This is a genomic window from Paraburkholderia sp. BL10I2N1 (assembly GCF_004361815.1).
Lineage (GTDB): Bacteria > Pseudomonadota > Gammaproteobacteria > Burkholderiales > Burkholderiaceae > Paraburkholderia.
This window is the reverse complement of the sequence record NZ_SNWA01000001.1, coordinates 497,850-516,992: the sequence shown is the minus strand read 5'-3', so window position 1 is coordinate 516,992 and position 19,143 is coordinate 497,850. Positions and strand designations below refer to the sequence as shown.

The 19,143-nt window shown below is 60.4% G+C and carries 16 protein-coding genes and 2 pseudogenes; 9 read left to right on the top strand and 9 right to left on the bottom strand.

Going from position 1 to position 19,143, the window contains the following annotated elements:
• Nucleotides 1-105: 105 nt before the first annotated feature.
• Nucleotides 106-1,410: an IS110 family transposase gene (locus tag B0G77_RS02425; protein ID WP_166656106.1), complete on the bottom strand. Its 1,305-nt coding sequence runs from the start codon at nt 1,408-1,410 to the stop codon at nt 106-108.
• Between the two features lie 249 nt (nt 1,411-1,659).
• On the opposite strand from B0G77_RS02425, the gene B0G77_RS02420 reads away from it, so the two are divergent.
• Entirely contained in the window at nt 1,660-2,454 is a 795-nt protein-coding gene (locus tag B0G77_RS02420; RefSeq protein ID WP_347814149.1) for a phytanoyl-CoA dioxygenase family protein, read from the top strand.
• 68 nt (nt 2,455-2,522) lie between these two features.
• On the opposite strand, the gene tehA is transcribed toward B0G77_RS02420, so the two are convergent.
• Together tehA and B0G77_RS02410 are read right to left on the bottom strand one after the other, a co-directional pair.
• Complete coding sequence (gene tehA, locus B0G77_RS02415; RefSeq protein ID WP_133660688.1) at nt 2,523-3,563, bottom strand: dicarboxylate transporter/tellurite-resistance protein TehA; 1,041 nt, start codon at nt 3,561-3,563, stop codon at nt 2,523-2,525.
• Between the two features lie 293 nt (nt 3,564-3,856).
• Nucleotides 3,857-4,747, bottom strand: a complete 891-nt coding sequence (locus tag B0G77_RS02410; protein WP_133660687.1) for a LysR family transcriptional regulator — start codon at nt 4,745-4,747, stop codon at nt 3,857-3,859.
• A 138-nt stretch (nt 4,748-4,885) separates the two neighbouring features.
• On the opposite strand from B0G77_RS02410, the gene B0G77_RS02405 reads away from it, so the two are divergent.
• A complete protein-coding gene (locus B0G77_RS02405; protein WP_133660686.1) occupies nt 4,886-5,629 on the top strand; it encodes an SDR family oxidoreductase in 744 nt (247 codons plus the stop codon).
• A 46-nt stretch (nt 5,630-5,675) separates the two neighbouring features.
• Nucleotides 5,676-6,569 (top strand): annotated as a pseudogene (locus B0G77_RS02400) (SDR family NAD(P)-dependent oxidoreductase).
• Between the two features lie 58 nt (nt 6,570-6,627).
• Here B0G77_RS02400 and B0G77_RS02395 read toward each other — a convergent pair.
• Both B0G77_RS02395 and B0G77_RS44050 read right to left on the bottom strand, forming a co-directional pair.
• Entirely contained in the window at nt 6,628-7,635 is a 1,008-nt protein-coding gene (locus tag B0G77_RS02395; RefSeq protein WP_243750902.1) for a transposase, read from the bottom strand.
• A 47-nt stretch (nt 7,636-7,682) separates the two neighbouring features.
• Nucleotides 7,683-7,760 (bottom strand): annotated as a pseudogene (locus B0G77_RS44050) (helix-turn-helix domain-containing protein); the annotation flags it as partial.
• A 118-nt stretch (nt 7,761-7,878) separates the two neighbouring features.
• Between B0G77_RS44050 and B0G77_RS45210 the strand changes: the two are divergent.
• Complete coding sequence (locus B0G77_RS45210) at nt 7,879-8,001, top strand: hypothetical protein (protein WP_279571263.1); 123 nt, start codon at nt 7,879-7,881, stop codon at nt 7,999-8,001.
• A 92-nt stretch (nt 8,002-8,093) separates the two neighbouring features.
• Here the strand turns inward: B0G77_RS45210 and B0G77_RS02390 are convergent, their stop codons facing one another.
• Nucleotides 8,094-8,318 carry a hypothetical protein gene (locus tag B0G77_RS02390; protein ID WP_133660685.1) on the bottom strand — a complete coding sequence of 75 codons (225 nt, stop codon included), beginning with the start codon at nt 8,316-8,318 and terminating at the stop codon, nt 8,094-8,096.
• 813 nt (nt 8,319-9,131) lie between these two features.
• Here B0G77_RS02390 and groES point away from each other — a divergent pair.
• From groES to B0G77_RS02375, 3 genes are all read left to right on the top strand, one after another.
• On the top strand, nt 9,132-9,422 hold the full coding sequence (groES, locus tag B0G77_RS02385) for a co-chaperone GroES (RefSeq protein ID WP_007178996.1): 291 nt from the start codon (nt 9,132-9,134) through the stop codon (nt 9,420-9,422).
• 44 nt (nt 9,423-9,466) lie between these two features.
• The gene (gene groL, locus B0G77_RS02380) at nt 9,467-11,107 is read left to right on the top strand and encodes a chaperonin GroEL (protein ID WP_133660684.1); all 1,641 of its coding nucleotides are present in this window, start codon (nt 9,467-9,469) and stop codon (nt 11,105-11,107) included.
• Between the two features lie 664 nt (nt 11,108-11,771).
• A complete protein-coding gene (locus tag B0G77_RS02375; protein WP_133660683.1) occupies nt 11,772-13,271 on the top strand; it encodes an ATP-binding protein in 1,500 nt (499 codons plus the stop codon).
• Nucleotides 13,272-13,575: 304 nt separating this feature from the next.
• Here the strand turns inward: B0G77_RS02375 and B0G77_RS02370 are convergent, their stop codons facing one another.
• The 3 genes from B0G77_RS02370 to B0G77_RS02360 form a co-directional block, all read right to left on the bottom strand.
• The gene (locus B0G77_RS02370; protein WP_133660682.1) at nt 13,576-14,778 is read right to left on the bottom strand and encodes a sulfotransferase family 2 domain-containing protein; all 1,203 of its coding nucleotides are present in this window, start codon (nt 14,776-14,778) and stop codon (nt 13,576-13,578) included.
• Between the two features lie 191 nt (nt 14,779-14,969).
• Nucleotides 14,970-15,608: an adenylyl-sulfate kinase gene (gene cysC, locus B0G77_RS02365; RefSeq protein WP_133660681.1), complete on the bottom strand. Its 639-nt coding sequence runs from the start codon at nt 15,606-15,608 to the stop codon at nt 14,970-14,972.
• A 487-nt stretch (nt 15,609-16,095) separates the two neighbouring features.
• Nucleotides 16,096-16,959 (bottom strand): hydroxymethylpyrimidine/phosphomethylpyrimidine kinase, encoded by an 864-nt coding sequence (locus B0G77_RS02360; protein ID WP_133660680.1) that lies wholly within the window; start codon nt 16,957-16,959, stop codon nt 16,096-16,098.
• A gap of 249 nt (nt 16,960-17,208) precedes the next feature.
• On the opposite strand from B0G77_RS02360, the gene B0G77_RS02355 reads away from it, so the two are divergent.
• Nucleotides 17,209-17,379, top strand: a complete 171-nt coding sequence (locus B0G77_RS02355) for a rubredoxin (RefSeq protein ID WP_133660679.1) — start codon at nt 17,209-17,211, stop codon at nt 17,377-17,379.
• A gap of 193 nt (nt 17,380-17,572) precedes the next feature.
• Nucleotides 17,573-19,003 (top strand): hypothetical protein, encoded by a 1,431-nt coding sequence (locus B0G77_RS02350; protein WP_133660678.1) that lies wholly within the window; start codon nt 17,573-17,575, stop codon nt 19,001-19,003.
• The last annotated feature ends 140 nt before the right edge of the window (nt 19,004-19,143 follow it).

Genomic DNA, 19,143 nt, shown 5'->3' with positions numbered 1-19,143 from the left:
CCGGTTCGGTCACACCGGAAGTCATCGTCGAAGCCTTGATGCGTGGCCCTGGCGCCATCCGCATTCGCGGGCTCTTTTTCCATGAACCTCCCGCGTCCATGGTTTTCATGCCGTTGCGTGATCAACGGTCGATAGCGGAACGAGTTCGCGTCCCAATTCCTTTGCAAGCCGCTTCAGAGCGCGTTCCTTGCTCTTGCGTACCTGCTCCTCATAGCGCGCGAGCCCCTGCTCGACATAGTCATCTCCCTTCACCATCACGCGCCAGAACCAGCCAGCCAGTTTGCGCGCCAGCGCCTTGGTCGCGATGAGACCGCCGCGACGCGCGGCAAGGCGCCGGTAAAAGCCTCCGAGCGCGATGTCCTTACTGCGCACCAGACTCTGCGCCATCATGCAAAACAGTTGGCCTGTGCGATTACGCCCGCGCCGCACGCCTTTCTTGCGTTTGCCGCTGTCGTGGCTACCCGGCGCCAGCCCGGCCCATGCGGTGAAATGTTTCTCGGTGGGCCAGATGCTCAGGTCGATGCCGACTTCGCCGATCAGTTGCAGCACGCCGTACTCTGACAGCGCGGGCAGCCTGGTCAGATCGCGTCCGCCGCACATCTGGGCGAGTATTTCCCGCAGCCGGGTGATATGCGGGGCGTTGACACCCGTTTGTCTGGTGGATCTGGGCAACGGCGGCGGTGCCTCGTCATGGGGTGGCAGCACGGCTGCAATGCGTCGGTCACAGTCGGCGATGAGCTTCTGGTAGTGGTCCCAGGATTGCAACGCCTGTTCCAGCAAAAAGAGGTGCTCGTCGGCCCAGGTGCCGCGCAAGGCCTCGATGACAGCCTGCTCTTTCCGGCGCCGGATCTGCACGGCACACAGGGCGGCAAGTGCCTCGGGAGAGCGTTCTCCGGCCACGATCGCGCGGACCACGGCCAGGCCACTGACACCGCTCAGGGAAGCAATCACGTCGTGCAGCTTGATATTCATCCGGTCGAAGGCTTTCTGCATCAGTTGCACACAACTGGCAGCCGATGCGACATGATCGGCACGCAGGCGCAGGTAGTCCTGCAACCGGCGGATGTCGGCCGCAGGCACGAAACCGGCGTGCAGCAACCCATGCATATGGAGGGTGGCCCCCCACTGGCTGTCTGCCATGTCAGTCTTGCGTCCGGGCAGATTGCGGGTCTGCCGGCCGTTAACCATGCGCACCTCCAGACCTGCGGCCTCAAGCAGCCCGTAAAGGGGCAGCCAGTAAACGCCGGTCGCTTCCATCGCGACCGAATGGACACCTTCTGACAGCAGCCAGTCACGCAGCGCGTGAAGCTGTGAGGTCACGGTACCGAACACTTTCGGCGTATCACCACCCACCGAGACATGCATGTGTTCGCTGCCCACGTCCACGAACGCGGCGAGCGGATCCAGCAAAGGAAGCTTGTTGTCTGACATGGGAGCTCCGAATCTGCGAATCACAATGCGCACCGCAGCACCGACCCGGCCGCGTCACAGGGATACCAAATCTTTCCAACGGGAAGCAAAGCTCACCAGAATGTGCGACTGACAGCGACCAGAGCTAGTCTTTAGTACAGGCAATCGAATAGGCGATGCACTACAGCTGGAATCAGCCACGCTGTCGGCGCTACGGCGCGTGGCATAACGATACCCGGTTCATGGTCCGTGTGCGGTTTTTGCCAAAAAACTGGCCGCTTTAGTGAAAGCCAGATTGCGGACGCGCGGCGCACGGTGATGTCGCATTCGGAGGATCGCGCGCAGACCGTGACGCATTTCCAGGGAGAGGCGGCTGCCGAGCAGCGTCTGCATCTGCAGCGGCGCGTATGGAATCTCCTCGCGAAGGGCAGCGTGTTTTCCGAAATGGCCGAAGAGCCGCTCATTGTCGAGGCGATGCGGCTTTTTCTCGGCTCCGGCTTTATCATGGGGTCGATTGCGGCCAACCGGATTCTGCCGGATGGTCCCGGGCAGGAGCCGCACATCGACTATCCGTATTGGGACTACCACCAGCCGGACACCTTTCCGGCCGGCATCAACACGTCGTTTCCCCTTAACGCCCAGGTGACTATCCCGCTGGATCCCTTCACCGTGCAGACGGGCGCGACCGCTTTTGTCCCGCACACGCAGCACGAACTGCGCTATCCGGGCGAGGCCGACCGGTTCTTCGAACGGTGCGAGCGTATGGAGGCGGATCCGGGCGACGCCATCGTGTTTTTCGGTGCAACCTGGCATTGCGCGATGCCCAATCGAAGCGCCCAGGATCGCAGTGCGGTGCTGATCCAGTACCTGCCGAAGTTCGTGAAGCCGATGGAAGATCTGCGCGCGATGGTGGGCGATGCGTTCGTGAACGGAGCGAGCCCGACAATGCGGCAACTGCTTGGGCTGGATTATCCGTATCCGCAGAATCTCGATGAGATTGCCGTAGCGACGAATGCCGAAGGTAGAAAAAACGCGATGCGCTGATCTCTGGATGATTCGCTCAGAGTTCGAGCATCGCGTGTGTTTGGCAATGGCTTCGTCGCCATCACCGGTCAACCTCCGGTAGCGGGGTTCTGCACGGTTGAACGGCTCACAGATCGGGCATTGTCCAATGCGCTGCCGCGCGCACCGTCCTGCGGGGCTGCGGCGGGAAGGAGCTCGCCTCGCAGCATCAGTCCGAGCGTCTTCACCACCAGCACGCCTATCGCCACGTTTGCGAACACGAACAGGATGGGCGCGAGCCATTCCACCGGGCCTGAGGCGCCGCGCTCGACCATTCGCATGGCCATCGTCGGCAGCGCCGCGACACCGAAGCTGAAAGCCCAATAAGACGGAGCAAACGGTTGCTTGCGAATCCAGGGGAGGAGACGCAGCAGCAGAATGGCCTGATACAGACCGTAGCCGAGCAGGATCTGCGCGAACAGGTCGGGCACTCCATGGCTGATGCTCAGGTACGTGACGCCCCCCACGACCGGCGGCGCCAGCTGGATGCCGAGCGTCGGCCGCAGCGCTTCGGGCAGCGGCTCATGCACGGCCGAGCGATGCAGGACGAGCGATTCGATCGCGAGCCACGACAGGAGGCCTGCGCCGAAGAACCAGAAGCCCACCTGAGCCCAGCCGAAAGCCGCCGAGGCGGTGCCCGCCACGAAGCTCGACGCGACCGCAGGCACATAGATAGCCGGCGTCACGAGTTCCGGCTTGCGTCCGCCTTGCCATAAGCGTCCTTGCAGGAAGATGCCCAACGCCAGCTGGGTTGTGACGGCGACGCTGAACAGAACGACTGCCACGGGCCGCGAATAATCCAGCAGGGCGATCGCGGCAAGCAGACTGGAGACTGGCCCGAGAGCCGCAAGCGAGGACTGCACCGGGTGGCTCATTTCGGCGCGGGCCTCATCGGGGTGAAGCAGCCACTTGCGTCCGTACGCCAGCACGACGATGAGCCAGACAGCCAGCGCGCTGACCGTCAGCAACTGGGCAATGCCATGTGGCAGGGGCCAGATCCGTACCGCCACGCGCCAGGCATTGGCTAACGCCAGCGCACCGACGGCGATGCCGAAGAAAGAAACGGGTACCGACCCACGTGTCGCGTTCATAAACTCATCTCCTGAAAGTGCGCGAGGGGTGCAGCGCCATCAGCACTGCCCGTCGATGAAGGGCACTTTAGGCGTCCGTCCGGCGCGCATGAATGCCGGTAGGTCGCAATGAACTGCTCGATCGTCTCAACCGTTCATTTTTGAGTGTCGATGGGTGTGGCTGCTGTCGGCGGGAGTGGGTTCGGCGGCCGTATGCCGGAACAGCCAGGCGGTGTGTGCATGTCTGGCCGTTGCGGCCCGCTCTGACGGCAGGCCCGAAGGTGCCTCTCGACGCCCGACCGTCAGGCGACGTGTCACCCAGCCGCCTCGAAAATATCGCGCAGCCACTGCGCGAACACCCTGACGCGCGAGGAAAGCTGACGATTCTGCGGATACAGCACCGACACCGGCATCGGCGGCGGCGGGAAGTCGCGGAGCACAATCTTCAGTTTCCCGGTGGATAGCTCGCCGGATACCCGGTATCGCGGCACCTGAACCATGCCGAGGCCTGCAACGGCGGCGCCCGTGTACAGGTCCGCCCCCGTGACCGAGACGACAGAGCGAAGCTGCATCTCGATGACTTCGCCATCGACGGTAAATTCCAGCGGCAAGGTGCGTCCCGAGCCGCTCGCGATGTAGTTCACCGCGCGATGTCCTTCCAGCGCCTCCAGCATGGCCGGCTCGCCGAATCGCGCGAGATAGACGGGGCTCGCGACGGTGACCTGTTCCATCAACGCGACGCGCCGCCCGACCATCGACGAATCCTGCAGCGTCCCGGCCCGCAGGACGCAATCGATTCCCTCGCGCACCAGATCGACCAGCCGGTCGTCCTCGCCGATATGCAGTTCGATGTCCGGAAACTGTGTGAGGAAGTCTGGCAACGCCGGCACGACAAAGTGTTTCGCGAGCGTTCCCTGCACGTTCACGCGTAGCAATCCCTTGGGCGCCACGTTGCGAAATGCGCCTTCGGCTTCTTCCATGTCGGCCACGAGCCGCACACAGCGGCGATAGAACGCCTCGCCGTCGTGGGTGAGGCGCACGGTGCGCGTCGTGCGCTCGATGAGCCGCGTGCCGAGCCGTTCCTCCATGCGTTTGAGCAGGTTGGTGACGGTGGCGCGTGGGATCAGCAGGTCGTCGGCGGCGCGCGTGAAACTGCTGCGCTCAGCAATGCGGATAAAAACCTGCATTTCCTGGAAACGGTCCATAAGACACTCGCGTAGACGGATTGTTAAAGTGAATGGAACGATGATAACAGTTTGATTGCAATTATCTTTTGGTTCGAATGATCCACTATTCGTTTCACCCACTCACCACTTCAATGACCCACTGAAACGGAGCGAATCATGAACACGATCAAGAACAGCCAGGTAGCCATCGTCACCGGCGCGTCGCGCGGCATCGGCGCAGCGGTTGCGCAGCGTCTTGCCAACGATGGTTTCGCGGTGGCCATCAACTACGCTTCGAGCTCGAAGGAAGCCGATGCGCTCGTCACCGAACTCACGGCGCAAGGCGCGAAGGCCATTGCCGTGAAGGCCGACGTCGCGAACGCCGACGAAGTGCGCGCCATGTTCGAGGCCACCGAACAGCAACTCGGCAAGGTCGACGTGCTGGTGAACAACGCCGGCGTGCTGAAGACGGTGCCGCTCGCCGATACATCGGATGCGCTGTACGACCAGGCCTTCGAAATCAACGTCCGTGGCACCTTCAACACGCTGCGCGAAGCAGCCGCACGGATGAACGAAGGCGGTCGCATCGTGAATTTTTCGAGCACGACCCTCGCGCTGAACATGCCGGGCTACGCGGTCTACAACGCGACCAAGGCAGCCGTCGAAGCATTCACGTACGTCTTCGCGAAGGAATTGCGTGGCCGCAATATCACCGTGAACGCCGTCGCGCCGGGACCGATTGCGACGTCACTGTTCCTCGACGGCAAGACCGAAGAGCAGATCCAGACGTTCGCGAAGATGCCGCCGCTGCAACGCCTCGGCCAGCCGGAAGACATCGCATCGGTGGTGTCGTTCCTCGTCGGCGCTGACGCGGGCTGGGTCAACGGTCAGATCCTGCGTGCGAATGGCGGCGTGGCCTAAACCGAAACGCTCGATCAAACCAACTTCAGGAAATCGGAGAACCAACGTGAAATCAGTCGTCCTGGTCACTGGCGCGGGTACGGGCATCGGCAGGTTGAGCGCGCAGGCGCTCGCCGAAGCCGGGCACATCGTCTACGCGACGATGCGCGATGTCGAAGACCGCAACAAGGCGCGCGCCGACGACCTTCGCGCACTCGCCGCGCAAAAGGACATCCAGTTGTATCCGCTTGAACTCGATGTCCTTTCGCAGGCATCCGCGGACGCCGCCTCTGCGACGATCGTGCGTGAACAAGGCCGCATCGACGTCGTGATGCAGAACGCGGGACCTTGTTGTCGGTCCGTCCGAAGCGTTCGCGCCTGAAGAGATGGTGAAGGTGTTCGACACCAATCTGTTCGGCGCGCAACGCGTGAACCGCGCGGTGCTGCCCTACATGCGCCAGCAGGAGTCGGGCCTCGTGCTGTGGATCAGCAGCACGACGACCAGGGGCGGCTTCCCTCCGTTCATGGGCCCGTATGGTGCGGCCAAGGCGGCGATGGATTCGCTGGCCGTGACGTTGTCGTACGAACTGGCGCGCTTTGGCGTAGAGACGTCGATTGTCGTGCCGGGCGCCTTCACGAGCGGCACCGACCACTTCCCGAGCGCCGGCAAGCCCGCCGATACGGCGACCGCCGAAGCCTATTCGCGCTACGACGGGGTAATGGACCAGATCGGCGCGCGTCTGACGGCGCTGACTCCGCCCGACGTGGACCCGAAAGCGGTGGCGGACGAAGTGGTGCGCATCGTCGGACTGCAAAAAGGCATGCGCCCGATGCGCTCGGTGATCGACGTCGTCGGCGATGGCGCGAAGGAAGTACTTGAGTCTCGGAGCGCGTGCGGATCGAGTTCGCGAAGCGGATCGGGATGGGCGATCTGCTCGAAGCGAACGTAAGAGCGTGTTGACACTCCCCTACCTGAAGGAAGGGGATTCCCACTTCAAAGAATGCAACCCAACATCATCTCAAAGAGACATGGGACTTACGCTTTCTCCATGGGCTGACACCGCCAGTCCGGCGGCCAGAACATTACGCGCAGCGTTGACGTCGCGATCGTGGACTGCTCCGCATTCAGGGCACGTCCATTCGCGCATATTCAGCGGCATCCTGGCCACGGTATGCCCGCAATCGCTGCATCGCTTGCTGGATGGATACCAGCGGTCGATACCGATCAGCGTGCGCCCATACCACCGCGCCTTGTACTCCAGTTGCCGTGTGAACTCGGACCAGCTCGCATCGCTGATCGACTTCGACAGGCAACGGTTCTTCTGCATGTTCCTGACGGACGGGCTTTCGATGGCGATCACCTGGTTTTCGTTGATCAACCGGGTCGAAAGTTTGTGCAGGAAGTCCCTGCGGGCGTCTGCCGTCCTGGCATGCATGCGTGCGACTTTGAGCTTCGCCTTCCTGCGATTGGCCGAGCCCTTTTGCTTCTTCGCGAGGCGCCGTTGCAGCTTCGCGAGTTTCTCCTCGTTCTTGCGGAACACATTCGGCGCAGCAATCTTCTCGCCCGTCGACAGAATGGCGAAATGGGTAAGCCCCAGGTCGACGCCGATCTTTCCTGCGGCGACCGGGCGCGCGCTCACCACTTCGTCGCAAAGCATTGAGACGTGGTATCGGCCCGCCGTGTCCTTCGACACGGTGACCGTCGTTACCTTCGCGCCCCTGGGGATCGTGCGTGACCAGCGGATCGCGAGCGGCGCATCCATCTTCGCCAGCCTGAGCGCGGCGCCGTCCCACCTGAAAGCGCTCGTGGTGTATTCGGCCGACTGCGGGCCATCCTTGCGCCTGAAAGTGGGGTACTTCGCACGCCTGGCGAAAAGTTGGCGAACGCGGTTTGCAGGTGCCGAAGCGCCTGCTGCACCGGAACCGAACTCACTTCGTTCAGCCAGGCGTGCTCTTCGGTCTTTTTGAGCGCCGTCAACGCCGCGGAGGTCTCGTGATAACCCATGCGTTCCTGTCGCCCATACCACGCATCGGTGCGTTGCCGGAGCATGTGGTTATAGGCGAAGCGCGCGCATCCAAACGTCCGGGCAAGAATCACTGCCTGCCCGGGCGTCGGATAGAACCGGAATCGGTATGCACGCTTGATGTCCATTCTTCACACAATACCATGGATATGTGCGTTAATTGGAGCACGGAAGCAACGTCAAAACCGTCTCCTTACCTCCCCGGCCTGAAGGCAGCCTGAAAGCCGAGGTTTCTCTGAGACACTGATGAAGATCGCCCGCGCAGACATGGACGACATGCTGGCCCGCGGCTTCGCGTTCGGTTCGCATTTGCAGCAGCGCCGCGCGTACTACGCGACGATATTCGCGGCGACCGCGGCGGATCATTGAGCGGCAAACGGGGGCAAAAGGGGGGCGCTTCCGACGAAGCGATGTCAGGGGCCAGTCGCTTGACAGGCGACCAGCCCGGGGTCGATTAAAAGTCAGGCTTGGGGCGTGGCATCGTCCGTATCTTGCGCGCCGCTTTCTTCTTCTTTCTTTTCGTCCTCTTTCTTTTCTACCAGCGATTCGAGCGCACCAGCGCCTTTAAATCCGGCAACCGCTGCAAGGCCTTTCGTCAGGAGCGAAGCATCTGGATCGACCTTCTCCGTTGCTTCGACTGCCGCAACCGCACCTGCGATCTCACCTACCGTATCCAGAATTCCCATGACAATCACCGTATATGTTGAGCGTGAATGCGAACTGCTTCACGAAGATCGAAGAGCACTGCGGTTGCAGACTCCATTGGCATTTCCTGACGGCGACGCTGTTGCTTCTGTCAGAGCAACCGCTAGTGCGCGTCGCTTGCCGAAGGTGCGAGCTTGACGCGATGCGTTGCGCTGATGGCAGCTCTAGCGCGCGCCGTCGTGATCGACAATAACATCTCGTAAATGGCGAAACTGTCAAATTTTGTTATAGAGTGCGCCTCGGACCAGGGGCATCGACGATGACGAACTGTCCCGCCGCTTCGCGTCAGATCCGGGATTCCCGCCCGCGCGCCGCCACCGGCCGGGAGTCAGACCACAGCCCGCGCTTCGCGCAATCCCTGGGTGGTGCGGTGACTGGCACTCACCGGAAGGACGCGCGTCCGCGAGCATTCCCGGTCAATCGCAACGATGGGGATTTCCCTGGTATGGCGAACTTCGGCACCGGTTGCGTCGTGCGCCGCATCCAGGATGTGGGGCGGCAGATCGTCCAGACTGGGATCCAAAGGGGTGTCGGTGTAAAATCTAAATATATGATTTTAAAGTGAAAAATGCATATTTTGGCGACCTTTACTTCGGCGCGAAGTCTGAGCGTTGACGATCAAGGTTCACCGCTAAGTGAATCTCGACGAGACTCATTGCACCGCTTCTTGAATTTGTCACCACCCGTCCATATAATTAGCACTCACTGCACGAGAGTGCTAACAACATTTCCGGTTGGCCACGCCAGCCGGGTTTTCTCAGCGTTCTTCAGTCTCAATCAAGAGAGGAGTATGTATGAACCTTCGTCCTTTGCATGATCGCGTGATCGTCAAGCGTCTGGATCAAGAAACCAAGACCGCGTCGGGCATCGTGATCCCCGAAGCCGCAGCGGAAAAGCCGGATCAAGGCGAAATCCTTGCTGTCGGCCCGGGCAAGCGTGACGACAAGGGTGCCCAGATCGCCCTCGACGTGAAGGTCGGCGATCGCGTCCTGTTCGGTAAGTACGCTGGCCAGACCGTCAAGGTCGACGGCAACGAACTGCTCGTGATGCGCGAAGAAGACATCATGGCCGTGGTGCAGAAGTAATTCGCCGCCCCGGTTATATCCCAGAGAATTCAAGGAGTTAGAAGATGGCAGCTAAAGACGTCGTATTCGGTGATTCCGCCCGTGCCAAGATGGTTGAAGGCGTGAACATCCTCGCGAACGCTGTGAAGGTCACGCTGGGTCCGAAGGGCCGCAACGTGGTGCTCGAGCGCAGCTTCGGCGGCCCGACGGTCACCAAGGACGGTGTGTCGGTCGCGAAGGAAATCGAGCTGAAAGACAAGCTCCAGAACATGGGCGCACAAATGGTCAAGGAAGTCGCTTCCAAGACCAGCGACAACGCAGGCGACGGCACGACGACCGCAACGGTCCTCGCACAGTCGATCGTCCGCGAAGGCATGAAGTACGTCGCATCGGGCATGAACCCGATGGACCTGAAGCGCGGCATCGACAAGGCTGTCACCGCAGCCATCGAAGAACTGCGCAAGATCAGCAAGCCGTGCACGACGAACAAGGAAATCGCCCAGGTTGGCGCGATCTCCGCGAACAGCGATTCGTCGATCGGTGACCGCATCGCTGAAGCGATGGACAAGGTCGGCAAGGAAGGCGTCATCACCGTTGAAGACGGCAAGTCGCTGCAAGATGAACTCGACGTCGTCGAAGGTATGCAGTTCGACCGCGGCTACCTGTCGCCGTACTTCATCAACAACCCGGACAAGCAGGTTGCTGTGCTCGAAAACCCGTTCGTGCTGCTGCACGACAAGAAGGTGTCGAACATCCGTGATCTGCTGCCGGTGCTCGAGCAAGTCGCAAAGGCTGGCCGTCCGCTGCTGATCATCGCTGAAGACGTCGAAGGCGAAGCGCTGGCTACGCTGGTAGTCAACAACATCCGCGGCATCCTGAAGACCGTTGCTGTCAAGGCTCCTGGCTTCGGCGACCGTCGCAAGGCCATGCTCGAAGACATCGCTATCCTGACGGGTGGCCAGGTCATCGCTGAAGAAACCGGCCTGACGCTCGAAAAGGCAACGCTGGCCGAACTGGGTCAAGCGAAGCGTATCGAAGTGGGCAAGGAAAACACGACGATCATCGACGGCGCTGGCGAAGCTGCGACTATCGAAGCGCGTGTGAAGCAGGTGCGCACCCAGATCGAAGAAGCAACGTCGGACTACGACCGTGAAAAGCTGCAGGAGCGCGTGGCCAAGCTGGCTGGCGGCGTTGCAGTGATCAAGGTCGGCGCTGCGACCGAAATCGAAATGAAGGAAAAGAAGGCACGTGTCGAAGACGCACTGCACGCAACGCGCGCAGCTGTGGAGGAAGGCATCGTTGCTGGTGGCGGTGTCGCGCTGATCCGCGCACGCGCGGCAATCGCTGGCCTGAAGGGCGATAACGCCGATCAGGACGCAGGTATCAAGATCGTTCTGCGCGCAATGGAAGAACCGCTGCGCCAGATCGTCACGAACGGCGGTGAAGAAGCCAGCGTCGTGGTGGCAGCAGTTGCAGCAGGCAAGGGCAACTATGGCTACAACGCAGCAACCGGCGAGTATGTCGACCTGGTCGACGCAGGCGTTGTGGATCCGACGAAGGTGACGCGCACGGCGCTGCAAAACGCAGCTTCGGTCGCGGGTCTCCTGCTGACGACTGACGCTGCCGTCTGCGAACTGCCGAAGGAAGATGCACCGATGGGTGGCGGCATGCCCGGCGGCATGGGCGGCATGGGCATGGACATGTAATTCCGGCTCAAGCCGAAATGCATGTTGGGAGCGCTCCGTAATGGAGCGCTTCTCGAAAACAAAAAACCCGCAGCGATGCCCAGCCCTTCACTTAGCGTGTTGATGAAGTAGCTGTGATTCCCTACGATGCCCCGTGAGCCATAGGCTTCCGGGGCATTATCTTGTCCGAAGAATTTTCTACTGCTGGCGCCAAGCCAGAATCTCCCGCCCTGCCGCCTAAGCCGCCGACAAATTCTTCGTGTGCGACGACACGAGGGCGAGCACCTGTCAGAAGCAAGTGCCGTCGTCAAAGCCGGCCCGCCCGCTCATCGCAAACGGCTGCTGCCACGCCTTCCTTCGACTGCCCGTCCGGGACCAAACCTCCTCGGTGCCAACCATCATTGGCAGGCTTTGTCCTGCTTGCGGAGGAAGCTCCGCCACCCGGGATTGCGAATTTTTCATAGCTAAATCAATAGCATATATGCCAATAACAAATAGCGTACCAGGAAGTACGCTATTTTGAAGACGTCAGCGGCGAACTGAATGAGACCGCACAATCGCACACCATGCGGCCAATGCTGCCTTGGTGGACACGAGCCGACTCTGGTTTACCGTTTAAATTCAAAGACTTGCTGAGATTGAAGGATTAGCGTACAATTTAGTACGCTAACTTATCAAGGGTAGTATGGCGGATTGGCGTTTTTACGGACGGCGCAGCACGCTGGACCAATTGCGCGGGCTGCTTGAGCAGCCTCGATGGTTCTTCTGCCGAATTCAGGGCCGCCGACGCATTGGCAAGACGACGCTGCTGCGCGAACTGGCGCGCGACGAGGAAGCGCTTGTCGAGCGCCTCTTCTACGTGCAGATTCCAGACTCCGACCAGATAGATGTCGCCAGCCAGTTCCGGCGCGCGCTGCAAGACAGTCTTTCGAATACCGTCCAGGCACTGGCAAATGACGTGCACGACTTCGCGTCGATGGCGCGCGCAATCGCCACGATGAACCGCGCCGGCATCATCGTAGTTCTCGACGAATTCCAGTATTTCACTTCTCCACAGCTTGCCGCGTTCAACTCGTTCCTGCAGGCCGAGGTAGACGTCCTGCGTGAATCGAAGAGCGGCGGCCTCTTCGTGCTGGGCTCATTGCAATCCGAGATGAGCGCTCTGCTCGACGATAGGGCGGCTCCGCTGTACGGCAGACTGACCCACTCCTTTCGTCTCGACCACTGGGATTTCGAAGACCTGCTTACCGTGTACAGCGACCATGGCCTGGAGGACCCGTACCAGTGGCTCCTCTTGTGGACCTACTTTGAGGGCGTACCGAAGTTCTACAGAGATGCCTACGGACAAGGGCTTTTCGATGCTTCCTCCGACCAGTTGCGCAACGAGCTCCTTGTCCGCCTGTTCCTGAACGAAGGCAGCCCGCTCTCGGAAGAAGCGGACACGTCGTTCCTGCGCGAGATGAAAGGACAATTGCTCTCCATCCTGCACTTCGTGGCAGACCATCCGGGCACCGGCCACAACGAACTCGTAGCGAGCATGCAGTCGCCGGCCGACACCGGCCGTTCATTGGGTGCACAGCTCAAGAAGCTGGTCGACAACTACGGGGTGATTGACCGGCGCCATCCTGTGTTCTCGGACAGTGGCAGCCGCAACGCCCGATACTACGTGACCGATAACTTCTTGCAGGCATGGATTGCGGTTGTCCGGCCGGCGCGGGACGCGGCGCGAATGCAGCCTCGCGAGCGGGTGCTGGAAAAGGCAAAACCTCGTAGCGAAACGCTCGAGGGTTTCGCGTTTGAGAAGCTCGTCCGGCAGCTGCACGTCGAGTGTTCAAGAAAGGGCAAGGGCGACTTTCCCATCACTTCCATAGAGGTGGGCTTCTGGAACCGCGCTCGTTCAATCGACCGACTTATCGAGATTGACGTCGTGGCATTGAACAGCGAGGACAAACGTGTACGGTTCGGCTCCTGCAAACGAAATGCCGGCGCGCACGACAGCGGAGCGCTGGCCGCCTTCGAGAATCACATAGCGGGATTCATGTCGACCGTGGAGGGCCGTAAGCTCACCGGCTGGGAAGTCGAAAAGGTGCTGTTTTCGCCGACATTTTCCAAGAAAGAGACACCCGGTCTCGAGAAGGCCGGATACCGCTGTCTTGATTTGAACGCCTACGCGCAGCTCTTCTGAACGGCTTTCCCGAACGACATCTGCGCAAACGGTTAAAAACGGTACGGTTGGCGCCTTACCAGCCCCAAAAACATGAAAGCCTCGCCCATGCCCCGTGGGCTGGCACGCGGTCGTCACCGCCCTTGAAATCCTGTACTTCTCTCAGGGCTTTTACGCCGAAAGGTATAAAAAAGGGCGCAGATTTTGGTCTGCGCCCTTCAATCAGCCTTGCCCCGCTTGGCATCCCATCAACACGTTAAGTGAAGGGCTGGGCAGCGATGCGGGTTTTTTGTTATCTACATCTGATTACCGGTGAGTTCACCTTTCACTGTACAACGATTTCGACGTCTGAGAACACGTCAACTCCCGGTTCATCGAACCATGCTACTCCCTCTTGAACAATCGTCATCCTTAGGACGTATTGACCGGCCCTCGCAGGTGATTCCACAGAAACAGAGACCCCCGTCCTTTCTCCAACAGGTAGTCTCTTCGACATAACGGTGCGCTCACCGTCAAAAATAGCAACCGATCCCGTGGATTTCTCTATCCAGTGGTAGGAAATATTGACTGGATTTAAATTGCGGCTGGCTATCGTGCGACCAGAGTTGTTGGTTACCGCCGCCGCAACCTGAAATTTCGTAGACAGTCCGATTTCAGATGGTGCCTTGACGATCTCTACACAGAAGAGCTTGCGGCTTTCGACGGGCAATGGCCCGAGCCACTGTACATCCTGATTTTCGCTGCTTGATTCATAGCGTGAGACAAGAAGCGATTTCACCATCTCGCTTAAGCGTTGCTCGAAAATCCCGCAAGCCCATTCGTATAGTTCCTGATCCAGGGTGGTGATTCTATTGATGGCGGCGATCGTCTCAGCCGAAATCTCATTGTCGAGAGGTCTATTGAGTGAGGTATTTAATGTTGGCGCCGAAAAATCCGGATAAAACCCCATCCGATAGGATAAAAGGTTCATGGAGTTCTGCATGCGCTCAGTGATGCCGAAGAACGCAGCTTCTTCGAGTCTTTTCTTTGCTATATCCAGCAAGGCGCGATCATCGGCGCGTTGTGCGTACTGCTTGACCGTCTCCGTTCCGTAGCCGACAGGGTCAAGTGCGAGTCTGGAGTAATCGAGATCAACAGCAAAAAATAACGTCTGGGCATTCGTCATGTCCCAGTTTGTTTCGCTATCCTGGACAAAATCCAGAAGCGACCAGTTCTCGTCAACTACGCGACGGTGACGATAGGCGTTTTCATCGCGTTTGACATGTGAATACCATGAAATCGTCCGTTGTACCGGATCTCTTAGCATCGTAATATAGGTCAGATTCCGCTTTATGTACGAACTCAATCCGTACCACAGATGTCCACGAAAAAAGCTATAGTTACGCAGCGATTGATCTGGAATCTCGAATAATCCCGGAAGTAGTTGCGCGGGGCAAATCTCATCCTGATCAAACTGGTTGTCCAGAAAGGAGATAAAAGAGGTACCCCCGGTCTTTGGTATATGAAGATAGTAGAGGGGATCTTTCATTTTGCAGTGGTTATATCAAAACGCGTCAAATCTGCCAGTACTCTGTTCTTTGTTCACTTCGAAGCGAGTGCGGAGAACGTGCATCAAGAGCGTTCCTCCAAAAACAGTGGATTAAACCGCACAAGCTTAAGACTCGAGAGCCGTTGTTCAAACGTCAACCGCCAGGAGGTCTCCGTTTGGACCCAGCTATCTCAACTCGCCATCTTCTGGAGCCTCAATCGGTCGGTCTCCATCAGACACTTGTCGCACAGATGCTCAAAGATAAGATTGACACTCGCCGATACATCTAGCACATCGGTTTCAACGACCAAATCCGCGGCCGTCGGCGGCTCATAGGGAGCTGACACACCAGTGAAAGACTCGATCTCGCCGGCTCGAGCCCGGGCATAGAGACCCTTCGGGTCCCGGCGGGCGCAGCTCTCGAGCGATGCTGAAAGCCACGTTTCCATAAACCGGTCTTGCCCGATAATCTCGCGTGCCATTGCCCGATCGTCGCGCGTCGGCGAAATGAGCGCCGAGATAACGATAAGACCTGCGTCGTTCATCATCTGCGCGACGTGGGCGATCCTTCGGATATTTTCGTGGCGATCCTCGGGGCGGAAGCCGAGATCGGAAGTCAGACCGTGACGGACGTTGTCGCCGTCCAGGACGTAACAGGCGTGGTCAAGGTTCACGAGCTGTCGTTCGAGTTCGAACGCAATCGTCGACTTGCCGGCTCCCGACAAGCCCGTGAGCCAGACGGTGACTGGCTTTTGCTGAAACAATGATGTGCGGTCCTGGCTTGATGTTTTGTCGGCAAAACGCTGCACGAAGCGCGGAGACTGATCCACGTTGCACTCCTTGGCGGTTTCTTGCGCGGTGACGGGGCATGTTGTCATTTCAGTGCGATGTAGGGCCTCGTGGGCCTCCCACCGCAGCAAAGATCCGTCCCGCTAACGTTTGAAAAATCTGTGTTTCAGATGGCCGCCCGAGTCTTGGTTTTCCTCTCTCCGGAGAATGGAATGCCTCAATGCCGGGCGGCCGAAATACGATTTGCAAATTCTACCGTTTCATATAGGTGGTGGATGTAACGCTTAATTACGACTGTAATGTACCTGCTATATATATGTATTGACTTTAGCAAACGTTTTCTATACGAAAAAATAAAAAAACTGATGTTTGGCAGGAGGCCGGTGACAGGTGTCGCTGTCGATCTGGAAGGGGGCGTTGCCTGGAGTCGGCGTGAGAGCCAGCAGGCAGCCGAGCGCTCTGGCGCCCGCCACACTGCTGTAGCTCCAGCGAATTGCAGCGACAGACCAGCCCGATGCGCTGCAACGTTCAGTGACGGGCTTCGTCCGGCGGCGCGTCCTTGCCACCCGCGAGCGGAGTCTCTTCGTCTTCGCTGCTGCGCGCCCAGAAGAAACGATCAGGCATATACGCGCCCATACCCGGACGAAATGCACTGCGCGTCGCCTGATAGAGATACTCCTGCGCCTCACGTACTGCTTCGGCCGGATCCTGCCCATTAGCGAGCAGCGCCGCGATGGCTGCACCCAGCGTATCGGTGATGCCCATGATCCGGTTCGGGCCGCGATCCCACATGTCCTGCCGTAACTGGCCGTCTTCGCTGAACAAGGTGTTGACGAGCCGGTGCGTGCCGGTTTCCGTCGACAGGATGTATTCGCAACCTTGCGACAGCAGATGGGAAATCGCCGCGTCGAGACTCGGCGCTTCGGCGTCGCCGTCCGGCTGGGCGAGCGCAAGCAGTGTCGCGTGGTCGGCGACGAGCAAGGTGGTTTGCGGTGCAAGCAGATCGGCGATAGCTTCGCGCAGTTCGTCGGCGGCCAGCACGTGTTCGTCATCGAGCGTGAAGTCAGGTGCGAGGATCAGCGGGATATCGTCGTAGTCAGCGACCACTTCGGCGATTGCGCTCACTACCTCGGCGCGCGTCGCGGCGCCGATCTTGAAAGCGGCGACCGGCATGTCTTCGAGCAGCATCCGCGCCTGAGTAGCGACGACCTCGGGGTCGAGCCCGGTGACTTCGTCGCAGCTCGCTGAATCGCGCACGGTGTAGCCGGTCAGCACGGAGACACCGTGGCAACCCATGCTGGCGAGAGTCATCAGGTCCGCCTGGATGCCGGAGCCTCCGGTTGGATCGGAAAGGCCGAAGGTGAGGACGATCGGAGGGCTGTCGCTGGGCATGAAAATCGCTGGCTGAAGTGGGGCTGGAGAGTGGCAGGCACGAGGTCTGCGGTCGCCTCAATTATGCGGCCTATTCCGGTGCCGGGGCGTTTTTTTTGCACCGCCGCGAGGCTTGACCCACAGATCGGGTCGAATTGTGCGTATTCCGCGCTTGCGCCTTGCCTGGATTGCTAGGCAGTGTGGCGGCAACACGGTACCATCATGGACCTGATTCGACGGACTTTTTGGACTTTTCGACGCGGCATAAGAATGGAATATAGAAGCTGGATGTGCCTGATCTGCGGCTGGATTTACGACGAAGAAGCCGGTTTGCCAGATGAAGGAATCGCGCCGGGGACGCGCTGGGAAGAGGTCCCGATCAACTGGACCTGCCCTGAATGCGGCGCCCGCAAGGAAGACTTCGAGATGGTCCAGATCTGACCGGTTCGCCCGTCGCTCCGCGCTGGATATGCGCATCCACGCGGCGGGCGATATGGTTGCCGCCGGGGGCTGCTTCGGAACGTCGGCGTTTTCGCCGTGTCGCAAGGGTAGTGTTCATCGTACCGTCGCGGGCAGACACGCAGGGCGCGCCGTCTGCCGCGCTGCGGCTCGCAAGCGTTTCTCTCGTTAGTCCATGACCCTTCGACCCGCTACGATCGATCCTTTCGAGGCCTTGCCCAACCCACGCGGCGGAGCGGTTCGCGGCGCCGAAGCATGGCTGGCCGATGCACAGCAGGCGCTTCTCCAGCACGGCGACGCCACCGCACTGTTTCTGCGCGCGGCGCATGCGTTCCATGAGGCGGGCTGGCTGGCGACGCACCGGTTTGCGGATACGCTCGCCCTTGTGTCATCGCTGGCGCAGCGCGACGCTTCGCATGATGGCGCGGCGCGGGCGTCTCTGGCTGGCGCACTGCACGATTTCCGTGCCGCAGTCGAGCGGCACAACCTTCACGAGCTTTCGTGTTCGCCGACGCTCTTTGAGCACTATCGCGTGCTCAACCAGCAAGTGGCGCGGCATACGCCGGGCTACAGCGTCGCGTTTGAAGACCTGGCTCTGGCGGGTCGTCCGATCCCACCCGTCACCATGCATGCGCAGCCGGCACACAAACTGGCGCATCTGCGCGCCCGCTATGAACGGGCGCTGCTCCCCGTGCTGCGTCAGCACACGGGCAATGGCACCATGTCGCCGCAAACCGGCGCTTCTCTCGACGAACTGGACGCCTGTCTGGCTGAAGTCGCCGGTCCCGATCCCTATGACTTCTGGCGGCTTGCCGCTGCCTGCGCACGTACGTTGCGTGCCGGTGGCCATGCGCTGGGGGATAGGGACGCGCGCCGTTTCTACGCGCGCTGCAACCTTGTGCTGGCCGATCATGCACGCGGAACGTCGCTCGCGCCGCGTTCGCTGGTTCGAGCGACGCTGGCGATGGTCTGGCGCGACCTCGCGCTATTCGGCGCGGCGGCCGAAGATGCCGACGAGGTCGAGTTGCTGCATGACTACGGGCTGACTGTCGACTGGCACATTGCAGGCACGCAGGCATCGGAGGCGTTGTGGGAGGAGCAGGCCGCGCAGGCTGAAGTCGTTGCCGTGCGCGACCCTGCGGCACGCGAACTCGGCGTGCTTACCGTCAACGCGAATGCGTATGAGGATTTTCTGCAGACGGCGGACGCGTCGATTGCCGCGCTGTCCGAGCACGCCCGCCTTGCCGACAACCCCGAGAAGGTCGACCCTGGCGCTGCGCTGCAGGCGGGCGACGCCGCCTATCGCCTTGGCGCGGCCGCCTGGGCGCTCGGCCTCGGCCACGTGGCGATGCTGGCGGATGCGCTGGGGCTCGCATGGCGCCGTCGCGCGCACGCGGGTGTATCGACGCCAGCGGTGCGCTCGCGCACCATCGTCGACGCGCCGCCCGCCCGTTCGCTTGACCATGCCGCCGAGGCGCTGCGCGCGATGCTGCACAAGATCGCAGCGGGCGTCGCGCCGCCGGACGGCAGCGCCGCGCTCGCCGCGTTGATCCACGCGATCGAGCAGGGTGGCGTTTCGCCCGCGTCGAAGCCAGGTGCGGCCTGACTGACTGCCATGGAGCCAGCCGTATCAGCGCATTCCTCGACGCCGCCCTTGGGCCGCCGCGTACAACGTCCTTCGCGAAACTGCGGGCGGGCGCGAATCCTGCTGTCCGACGCGCCGCGAGCCCTTGCGGAACACGTCAC